We start from the raw sequence: 10,277 nt of genomic DNA, 5'->3' as shown, positions 1-10,277 counted from the left end.
CGATGATGTAAGGGATACCAACCTGACGGCCTAGTAGGATGTGCTCACGAGTTTGAGGCATTGGACCATCAGTAGCAGCAACTACAAGGATACCACCGTCCATTTGCGCAGCACCAGTGATCATGTTTTTAACATAATCCGCGTGTCCTGGGCAGTCTACGTGTGCGTAGTGACGAGTTGGAGTATCGTACTCAACGTGAGAAGTTGCGATTGTGATACCGCGCTCACGCTCTTCTGGAGCGTTATCGATAGATGCGAAGTCTTTCGCTTCACCGCCGTACACTTTTGCAAGAGTAGTACAGATTGCAGCTGTTAGAGTTGTTTTACCGTGGTCAACGTGGCCGATAGTACCAACGTTTACGTGCGGTTTCGTACGTTCAAATTTTTCTTTAGACATGAGTTGTCCCTCTAGGTACGGATTTAGGTGGCTTTGAAGACCACGCAACCAAAAAATCTTGGTAATAAAGCTTCTCTTAACCTCTAAACATAGTTGAGGCAAAAGAAAGTATCAAAAGGAAATATTGCTTTGAGAGCTGGTGCTGATAGGCAGACTCGAACTGCCGACCTCATCCTTACCAAGGATGCGCTCTACCACCTGAGCTATATCAGCACTCTAAATGAGTTGGAGCGGGCAGCGGGAATCGAACCCGCATCATCAGCTTGGAAGGCTGAGGTAATAGCCATTATACGATGCCCGCAACACGTAACTCTGAGAGCTATTCCCTAAAGAATATGGTGGGGGGGGACGGATTCGAACCATCGAAGGCAGTGCCGGCAGATTTACAGTCTGCTCCCTTTGGCCACTCGGGAACCCCCCCAAATTTTACTTACCATTTTCGTCATCATTGCCCTAGGCAAAGTGAAAATGGTGCCGACTACCGGAATCGAACTGGTGACCTACTGATTACAAGTCAGTTGCTCTACCTACTGAGCTAAGTCGGCATAAGTGGAGCGCATTCTATTGAATGAATCTTGCTGATGCAACCGTTAAAGCAAAAAAAAATTCGTTTTTTCACACATTCTTCCTTTTTGACGACTTTTTGTACACATTTCGGGGAATTACGCACGCTGTATCGCATGAAATATTTGATTTATCCCTTTGTTCAGGTATGTTCAGCAATCTACGTGTATGGAAACCTTAAGTTAGGTGAGTTATGAGCCCTTTTATGTCATTTAGTCGCGAACAGTGGTCTGCACTTCGCAACGCTGTCCCTATGACATTAACAGAAGATGATCTGAAAGAGCTTCAGGGTATTAATGAAAACCTGACGATGCAGGAAGCTACTGATGTTTATTTACCTCTTTCTCGTCTGCTTAACTTGTACGTTGCCGCGAGACAGAGTCGTAACTCCGTTCTTCAAGAGTTTTTGGGACAAAGTGACCATACGCCACCATTCATCATTGGTATTGCTGGTAGTGTTGCGGTCGGGAAAAGTACCACGGCTCGCTTGCTAAAAGCGTTGCTCAGTCGCTGGGAAAACCACCCTAAGGTAGAACTTATTACGACTGACGGTTTCCTTCATCCTAATAAAGTACTGTTAGAAAAAGGATTAATGGCGAAAAAAGGCTTTCCCGAGTCCTATGATATGCGTCGCTTGGTGCAGTTTGTTTCCGATGTCAAAGCTTGTAAGCGTAACGTTGTCGCTCCCGTCTATTCACACTTAACTTACGATATTACTGATGAGCAGAAAGTCGTCGACCTGCCTGACGTACTAATCATCGAAGGTCTCAACGTTCTGCAAAGTGGCATGGACTACCCTCACGATCCACATCGCGTATTTATCTCTGACTTTCTCGATTTTTCTTTATATGTCGATGCAGATAGTGAACGCATTGAAAACTGGTATGTACAGCGCTTTATGAAATTCCGTCAGGGCGCCTTTACTAAGCCTGGCTCTTACTTCAGTCACTATACCCAGTTGAATGAACAAGAAGCGAAAACCAAAGCGAAGAATATTTGGGCATCGATTAATGGGATCAACTTAGTGCAGAATATCTTGCCAACCAAAGAGCGAGCTCAACTAATTTTACAGAAAGGTAAAGATCATAATGTTGAGACGGTTTATTTGAGGAAGTAGGCAGTTTTTGACGAGAGGTTGTGTGCGCCAAAGGTAGATCCCTGCCTACGCAGGGATGACAGCATGCGGTGTGGTGACAATCTGTAGTGTGGTGACAATATTTGATGCAGTGAGTAAAGTCGCTAAATTAGTGATAGCTTAAGCCACATCAGTTCAGTTTACGCAGAGAGATCTCACCACCAATAAATGGTTGAATACCCGCTTCTGTTTCCAGCAACACCGCACCAGTGGCATCGATGCCGCGCACAATACCTTGAATGTCTCGATTGCCCATCACCAGACGAACTTCTCGATCCAAAAAGTTATCATGACGATTCCAACGTTCAACAAAACCGTGTAAGCCACACATTTCGTAATCTTCTAGAGCGTTCTGCCAAGCCTTGATAAAGGCCACCACCAAATCGTTACGGCTAAATGGTTTGTCTGCTACTTCATTGAGTGAGGTCCAAGGCTGATCGATGCCTTCTACTTGTTCACTCATATTTAGATTCATACCCATACCCATAACTAGGTTTGCCGCACCACCAGCTTGGCCTGACATTTCAACCAAAATGCCGGCTAACTTCTTGTCATTAAAATACAGGTCATTCGGCCATTTAAGTTTTACACCATCAATCCCAAGTTGTTCCAAGGCTTCGACTATCGCCACGCCAATCACCAGACTCAACCCCATCGCCGCTGCCATTCCTGCTTCTAACTTCCAATACATGGAGAGATAAAGGTTACTACCGAATGGTGATACCCATCGACGGCCACGGCGGCCACGGCCTTTAGACTGGTACTCAGAAATGCACACCGCACCCGACTCTAAGCTGTTTTGTTTGTCGAGTAAGTATTGGTTGGTAGAGTCGATAATAGGAATCAGCTCAAATGGTGAGGTAACAGTTTGCGATAGTTTCTCTTTGGACAACAGCTCCATAGGGGCCGCTAGTTGATAGCCTTTCCCCTGAACGCGAAAGATATCAACCCCCCAATCACGAATGCCCTTAATGTGCTTACTTACGGCGGCACGAGAAATACCTAGCTGCTCACCTAACATTTCACCCGAATGAAACCCGCCTTGAGAAAGCTGCTCTAAAATCGCTAATTTCACATGATGCTCTCTCATAGCAGGTCCTTTAAATACACTTCTTGTTGAGCACCCATAAAGCGCACCTCATGCTCAAGCTCTACATTAAATTTCTTCAGCACACAGTCGCGGACATAAGCGGCAAGGTTAACAATATCTTCAGCCTTCGCATTATTGGCATTCACCAACACAAGAGCCTGTTTGGGATGCACCATAGCGCCACCCTGAGTATGCCCTTTCAGACCACACTGATCGATAAGCCAACCGGCAGCCAACTTCATCTTGTCACCCGATGGATACGCCACTAGCGCTGGGTATTGCGCTTTGAGCGTTTCATGCTGTTCGATACTGACAATCGGGTTTTTAAAGAAACTTCCAGCATTGCCAGTCACAGCTGGATCTGGCAGCTTCTCTTTTCTCACATTCACGACCACATCAAATACTTCTTTTGGTGTGGTCGTTTCTGGGTCAAGAGACTGTAACGGACCATAACTTAATATAGGCTGCCATGTTTTGTTTAGCTTAAGGCCAATGGCAGTCACGAGCGCCTTATCTTTGAGCTCATGCTTAAAAATGGAGTCACGATAACCAAAACGACATTGCTTATTAGACAGTCGCTTTATGGTATAGCTGTCTAAACAAAGGTACTCAACATAATCACAAATTTGCTGAAGCTCTATGCCATAAGCGCCAATATTCTGAATAGGTGCGCTACCAGCACAGCCAGGGATTAAAGCCAAATTTTCAACGCCAGCGTAACCCTGCGCTACACACCATTCCACCAAACTCGGCCAGTCTTCCCCCCCTGATACATACAAAAGATGTTCAGTCTCAGAGCTGGAGTACGAGATACCTTGTAAGCGATTAACGATAACAACCCCCTGATAAGGCTCCGTAAATAACATATTACTGCCCTTACCTAACATCAGTTTAGGTAGCGCTTGCCAGTCTGGGTTTTGGTAAATCGCAATTAGGTCATCGACCGATTCAGCTTCTACTAACACCTGACACTGCTGTGAGATACCAAAGGTGTGAAATGGGCGAAGTTGGGCATTGTTTTCAGTTTGCATGGGCGTTCATTGATGGCTTACACTGCCGCTATTCTATCCTTTTGAGACAAGCATTGGCTATGGATACGTTAAAATTCGGTATGCTAGACCCCATTAAACTACCGATTGCTAAAAAACTGTATAAAGCACACTACCCAGCAGGCAAACCAAAAAGTGATGAGCGTATTCTCACTCTTAGCCAAAACCACAGCCTCTGTGCCCTCGTACGATTTCGCTCCATCGAGCAGTATCGATTGATGACCGGCATGCTGGTTCTTCCAGATTTTCGTCAACAAGGCATTGGTCATCATTTCATGGCACAACTGCAACAGAATGAGCTGACCAACAGCGATTTTTGTTTTTCGCTAGAACATTTACAGGGATTTTATAGTCAACATGGCTTTAAAGTGATTACTCAAGAAGAGCTACCTAGTCCACTTAAGCAACTGTTTTCTCGTTATATTCACGGCGGAAAAACACTGGCAGCTATGCGATACATTGATCCTCGTTAAACTTATCAACGCTTTACTACCCATTTAGGGCAAGAGTTTGGTAAAATTCTAGGTTCGCAATTTTGCAATGACCAAAGGTACAGTCCCTCATATGATGGCTCTTAGGAACTCTTTTGAACAGCTTCCCTCAATCGCGCAGGATCCCAATGCATTGGATGTATTGTATTCCGCCAAAGATTATCGCGAGTATTTAATTCAAGCGATACGCGAAGCACAATCAAGAATCTACCTAGTCGCTTTGTATTTAGAAGATGATGACGCTGGACGCCAAATCCTGACTGAACTTTATCAAGCAAAGCAAAAGAATCCGGCTCTCGATATTGCCGTTTGTGTTGACTGGCACCGTGCACAACGTGGCCTTATCGGCGCTGACCAGTCTGATGGCAACGCGGTGATGTATCGCGAGTTTAGACAAAACCACGAACATGCAGTTCCTGTTTACGGTATTCCTGTGCGTGGCAGAGAAGTGTTTGGTGTCTTGCACCTGAAAGGCTTTATTATCGATGATAAAGTGATATACAGCGGCGCCAGTCTCAACAACATCTACTTAAACTACGACGAGCGTTACCGTTTCGACCGTTATCATGTTCTGAATAATCCAGAACTAGCAAATAGTATGGCTCAGTTTGTTACAAACGAACTGATTACCAACCCTGCCGTCAACGACCTATCGTTGTCAGAAAAACCAACGACAAAAGACATTAAGGCAGAAATCCGACAGCTGCGCGGTTCACTGTCTCAGGCACGTTATCAATTTAACGCTCAGCCGAGTAATGAAAACCAAGTCGCAGTGACGCCTATTGTTGGTATTGGCAAGCGTCGTAACAAGCTTAACCAGTGCATCAATCAGCTATTAGCTAGCGCCAAAGACGAGATTTTTATTTGCACCCCTTACTTCAACTTCCCCAAGTCGGTAGCAAAAGAGATCAAGCGCGCACTAAAACGCGGCGTTAAAGTCAGAATAGTGGTGGGTGATAAGACAGCGAACGATTTCTACATTTCTCCAGAAGAAGACTTCAAAACCATTGGTGGGTTGCCTTATCTCTATGAAATGAATCTGCGTCGCTTTGCTAAGGCTAACGAGGCACATATCGCGAGTCGCAATTTGTGTATTCGCCTATGGAAACATGATGACAACAGCTTCCACCTAAAAGGCATTTGGGTCGATAAGCGTTATATGCTGATTACAGGCAACAACCTAAATCCACGAGCTTGGAGCTTAGACTTAGAGAATGCCATCTTGATTCAGGACCACTACTCGCATCTTGTCGAAAAATTTAACGCCGAGGTAGAGAATATCCTTGAGCATACTCAGTTAATCTGTACCTATAAGCAATTGGAAAAAGTGGAAAACTATCCAGCGCCAGTACAAAAACTACTGAAGAAAATTACTCGAGTACAAGCTGATAGAGTATTGAAACAGTTACTTTAAGGTATTCAACCTCAAGCGTATTTGAAAAAGCAAACACAAAAAAAAACCAGCCTCGCGGCTGGTTTTTTTACATCTCAACGTAATCTATTAAGACTTAGCTTCGCGACTTGCACGCTTACGATCGCTTTCCGAAAGGAACTTCTTACGGATGCGGATGCTTTCAGGTGTTACTTCTACTAGCTCGTCATCGTCGATGAACTCAAGCGCTTGCTCTAAAGTCATGATGATTGGCGGAGTAAGAACCTGTGCGTCATCCGTACCAGAAGCACGAACGTTAGTCAGCTGCTTACCTTTAAGTGGGTTAACCGTTAGGTCGTTGTCGCGGCTATGAATACCGATAACCATGCCTTCGTAAACCTCAACACCGTGACCGATAAACATACGGCCGCGCTCTTGTAGGTTGAAGATTGCGTTGGTCAGTGCTTTACCAGCACCGTTAGAAATCAGAACGCCGTTAACACGCTGACCAATCTCACCGCCTTTGAATGGACCGTAGTGATCGAACGTGTGGTATAGAAGACCAGAACCAGACGTTAGCGTCATGAACTCAGTTTGGAAACCGATTAGGCCACGAGATGGCATCATGAAGTCCATACGGATACGGCCTTTACCATCAGGAGCCATGTCAGTTAGCTCACCCTTACGAAGACCGATAGCTTCCATGATGCTACCTTGGTGCTCTTCCATTACGTCGATAGTTACAGTTTCGTACGGTTCTTGCTTCTGACCATCTTCTTCTTTGATGATAACTTCAGGACGAGAAACCGCTAGCTCAAAGCCTTCACGACGCATATTTTCGATAAGGATAGATAGGTGTAGTTCACCACGACCCGATACACGGAACTTGTCTGGATCGTCAAGTTGCTCAACGCGCAATGCAACGTTGTGTACTAGTTCTTTCTCTAGACGCTCAAGGATGTTACGTGATGTCACGAACTTACCTTCTTTACCCGCGAATGGAGAGGTGTTTACTTGGAATGTCATGGTTACTGTTGGTTCATCAACAGACAGCGCTGGTAGCGCTTCTACTTCACCCTGCGCACAAATTGTGTCAGAGATTTTCAGCTCACCAAGACCAGTAATCGCGATGATGTCACCAGCTGTTGCTTGCTGAACTTCGTGACGCTCAAGACCTAGGTAACCTAAAACTGTACCTACTTTACCGTTACGAGTTTTACCGTCAGCACCGATAACCGTTACTTGTTGGTTCGGCTTAGCCGTACCACGAGTCACACGGCCCACACCGATAACACCAACGTAAGAGCTGTAGTCTAGCTGAGAGATCTGCATTTGCAGTGCACCCTCAGGGTCAACAGCAGGCGCTTCAACGTTGTCAACGATAGCTTGGAACAATGGTTCCATGTTCTCGCCTTCTTCGCCTTCTTCCAACGTTGCCCAGCCGTTTAGCGCTGATGCGTAAACCACTTGGAAGTCTAATTGGTCGTCAGACGCACCTAGGTTGTCGAACAAGTCAAATACTTGATCCATAACCCAATCAGGACGAGCACCTGGGCGGTCGATTTTGTTGATAACAACAATAGGCTTAAGGCCATGCGCAAATGCTTTTTGCGTTACAAAGCGAGTTTGCGGCATCGGACCATCTACAGCGTCAACGATAAGCAGTACAGAGTCTACCATCGACATAATACGCTCAACTTCACCACCGAAGTCCGCGTGTCCCGGAGTATCTACGATGTTGATGCGGTGATCATTCCAGTTGATCGCTGTGTTTTTAGCAAGGATCGTGATACCACGTTCCTTTTCGATATCATTCGAGTCCATAACTCGCTCTTCAGTTTCACCGCGAGACTCAAGAGTACCGGATTGCTGAAGTAGCTTGTCAACAAGGGTAGTTTTACCGTGGTCAACGTGCGCGATAATCGCAATGTTTCTTAACTTATCAATCTGTGGAGTTGACATAGATTTCTTTCACTCAGTCAAGAGTCGCCGCACGATAGCCGCTGACTCGATTAAAAAAACGCCCGCAATATACCAGAAATTACGAGAGTTGTGATCTTCTTCGTTGAAATCTTGCTTAAACATAGTCGGTTTAAGCTAGTTTTGTCGTAAATATCGGGAGCTAGCGCCAAATTCACTATTTTGGCGCAGCCGATCGGCTCATCGTCGGATTGCAGTTGACACCGATTCAAAAACCATGCTGAATGTATGGCATCATTGATTCAACTTGGTGCAGAAATTTAACATTGCACCAATAAAGTGCATTCAATGATCATTTTGGTGCATCGGATTGCTCCATTATGATGAGCAATTTCGTAACACCATGAAAAATAATGGATTTATTTTTTGGCACGGTTTTAGCTTTAGTAAAATCAGCATCGATTAACGCACTTCAATAAGCAGACGTTAATCAATGCCGATTAACACTAATCGAGTACTTAACCGCTTTAATAACACTGGAGGTTTTCCAAGATGTCAGTAGAAAATGTTCTATCGCTGATCCAAGAGAACGAAGTTAAATTCGTAGATCTACGCTTTACAGACACTAAGGGTAAAGAGCAGCACGTTTCTATCCCTGCACACCAAGTAGATGCAGACTTCTTTGAAGAAGGCAAAATGTTCGACGGTTCATCAGTTGCTGGCTGGAAAGGCATCAACGAATCAGACATGGTAATGATGCCTGACGCAGCAAGCGCAGTTCTAGACCCATTCACTGAAGATGCAACTCTGAACATTCGTTGTGACATCCTTGAGCCTGCAACAATGCAAGGCTACGACCGTGACCCACGTTCAATCGCTAAGCGCGCAGAAGACTACCTCCGTTCAACTGGCATTGCAGATACTGTACTTGTTGGTCCAGAGCCAGAGTTCTTCCTATTTGACGATGTTAAATTCGCAACAGACATGTCTGGTTCATTCTTCAAGATTGACGACGTAGAAGCGGCTTGGAACACAGGTACTGACTTCGAAGGTGGTAACAAAGGTCACCGTCCAGGCGTTAAAGGTGGTTACTTCCCAGTGGCTCCGGTTGACTCTTCTCAAGACATCCGTTCTGCAATGTGTCTAGTTCTAGAAGAAATGGGCCAAGTTGTTGAAGCTCACCACCACGAAGTAGCAACAGCGGGTCAGAACGAAATCGCAACTCGTTTCAACACGCTAACAGCTAAAGCAGACGAAATCCAAGTTTACAAGTACGTTGTACATAACGTTGCTCACGCATTTGGTAAGACGGCGACATTCATGCCTAAGCCACTAGTTGGTGACAACGGTTCTGGTATGCACGTACACCAATCTCTAGCGAAAGACGGTGTTAACCTGTTCGCTGGCGACAAGTACGGCGGCCTTTCTGAAATGGCACTTTACTACATCGGTGGTGTTATCAAGCACGCTAAAGCAATCAACGCATTTGCTAACGCATCAACTAACTCGTACAAGCGTCTTGTACCAGGCTTCGAAGCGCCAGTTATGCTTGCTTACTCTGCACGTAACCGTTCTGCTTCTATCCGTATCCCAGTGGTACCAAGCCCGAAAGCACGTCGTATCGAGCTACGTTTCGGTGACCCATCTGCGAACCCATACCTATGCTTTGCTGCAATGCTTATGGCTGGTCTTGACGGTATCAAGAACAAGATCCACCCAGGCGAAGCAATGGATAAAGACCTTTACGATCTACCAGCTGAAGAAGCGGCAGAGATCCCAACAGTGGCTTACTCACTAAAAGAAGCGCTAGAGTGCCTAGACGCTGACCGTGAGTTCCTAACTTCTGGCGGTGTATTCTCTGACGACTTTATCGATTCTTACATCGATCTTAAGTCTCAAGACGTAGAGAAAGTAAACATGACAACTCACCCACTTGAGTTCGAACTGTACTACTCAGTATAATTCAAAGGTTTACAACCAATTATTAGGCTCGCCTCGCAGGCGGGCCTTTTTTAAATCCGTGTTACTTCTTGCAGTATTACCATCAGGACTCTTAAGTACAGCAAGGTTCCGCTAACATGAAATCTGCCCTGATATTGATACTGTGTATCGTGAGTCCCCTATCTTGGAGTATAGAGATCTACACCTGGGTCGATGAAAAAGGTATGCAGCACTTCAGTGATCATCCAGATAGCCCTCAAGCGTCGTTAATTGTGTTGCCTGACCCTCCCGCCCCTTATCTCGGCGATGAAGTTTCCC

The 10,277-nt window shown here is 45.5% G+C and carries 9 protein-coding genes and 4 tRNA genes; 5 read left to right on the top strand and 8 right to left on the bottom strand.

Annotated elements, in window-relative coordinates:
• From AWH66_RS18470 to AWH66_RS18450, 5 genes are all read right to left on the bottom strand, one after another.
• A partial coding sequence (locus tag AWH66_RS18470) for a GTP-binding protein (protein ID WP_240495613.1) occupies positions 1-397 on the bottom strand: 397 nt, incomplete at its 3' end.
• Positions 398-534: 137 nt separating this feature from the next.
• Positions 535-610: transfer RNA gene (locus AWH66_RS18465), tRNA-Thr, on the bottom strand.
• Between the two features lie 13 nt (positions 611-623).
• Positions 624-698: transfer RNA gene (locus AWH66_RS18460), tRNA-Gly, on the bottom strand.
• Positions 699-733: 35 nt separating this feature from the next.
• Positions 734-818: transfer RNA gene (locus tag AWH66_RS18455), tRNA-Tyr, on the bottom strand.
• A gap of 48 nt (positions 819-866) precedes the next feature.
• Positions 867-942: transfer RNA gene (locus tag AWH66_RS18450), tRNA-Thr, on the bottom strand.
• A gap of 212 nt (positions 943-1,154) precedes the next feature.
• On the opposite strand from AWH66_RS18450, the gene coaA reads away from it, so the two are divergent.
• Complete coding sequence (gene coaA / locus AWH66_RS18445) at positions 1,155-2,078, top strand: type I pantothenate kinase (protein ID WP_063605215.1); 924 nt, start codon at positions 1,155-1,157, stop codon at positions 2,076-2,078.
• Positions 2,079-2,226: 148 nt separating this feature from the next.
• Here the strand turns inward: coaA and birA are convergent, their stop codons facing one another.
• Together birA and murB are read right to left on the bottom strand one after the other, a co-directional pair.
• Positions 2,227-3,186: a bifunctional biotin--[acetyl-CoA-carboxylase] ligase/biotin operon repressor BirA gene (birA, locus tag AWH66_RS18440; protein ID WP_063605214.1), complete on the bottom strand. Its 960-nt coding sequence runs from the start codon at positions 3,184-3,186 to the stop codon at positions 2,227-2,229.
• Entirely contained in the window at positions 3,183-4,217 is a 1,035-nt protein-coding gene (gene murB / locus AWH66_RS18435; RefSeq protein ID WP_063605213.1) for a UDP-N-acetylmuramate dehydrogenase, read from the bottom strand. Before murB ends, birA begins: the two co-directional genes overlap by 4 nt.
• Positions 4,218-4,276: 59 nt before the next feature.
• Between murB and AWH66_RS18430 the strand changes: the two genes are divergently transcribed.
• Together AWH66_RS18430 and pssA are read left to right on the top strand one after the other, a co-directional pair.
• The gene (locus AWH66_RS18430) at positions 4,277-4,708 is read left to right on the top strand and encodes a GNAT family N-acetyltransferase (RefSeq protein WP_063605218.1); all 432 of its coding nucleotides are present in this window, start codon (positions 4,277-4,279) and stop codon (positions 4,706-4,708) included.
• Between the two features lie 91 nt (positions 4,709-4,799).
• Positions 4,800-6,140: a CDP-diacylglycerol--serine O-phosphatidyltransferase gene (gene pssA / locus AWH66_RS18425; RefSeq protein WP_063605217.1), complete on the top strand. Its 1,341-nt coding sequence runs from the start codon at positions 4,800-4,802 to the stop codon at positions 6,138-6,140.
• Between the two features lie 87 nt (positions 6,141-6,227).
• Here pssA and typA read toward each other — a convergent pair whose 3' ends face one another.
• The gene (gene typA, locus AWH66_RS18420; RefSeq protein ID WP_063605212.1) at positions 6,228-8,060 is read right to left on the bottom strand and encodes a translational GTPase TypA; all 1,833 of its coding nucleotides are present in this window, start codon (positions 8,058-8,060) and stop codon (positions 6,228-6,230) included.
• 510 nt (positions 8,061-8,570) lie between these two features.
• Between typA and glnA the strand changes: the two genes are divergently transcribed.
• Complete coding sequence (gene glnA / locus AWH66_RS18415) at positions 8,571-9,980, top strand: glutamate--ammonia ligase (RefSeq protein ID WP_006074981.1); 1,410 nt, start codon at positions 8,571-8,573, stop codon at positions 9,978-9,980.
• 116 nt (positions 9,981-10,096) lie between these two features.
• Positions 10,097-10,277, top strand: a 181-nt coding sequence (locus AWH66_RS18410) for a DUF4124 domain-containing protein (RefSeq protein WP_143081537.1), incomplete at its 3' end; no start/stop codon positions are given.

It is taken from the genome of Vibrio barjaei (assembly GCF_001639065.2).
Taxonomy (GTDB): domain Bacteria; phylum Pseudomonadota; class Gammaproteobacteria; order Enterobacterales; family Vibrionaceae; genus Vibrio; species Vibrio barjaei.
The sequence above is the reverse complement of the archived record's forward strand: the minus strand, read 5'-3'. Positions and strand labels throughout refer to the sequence as shown.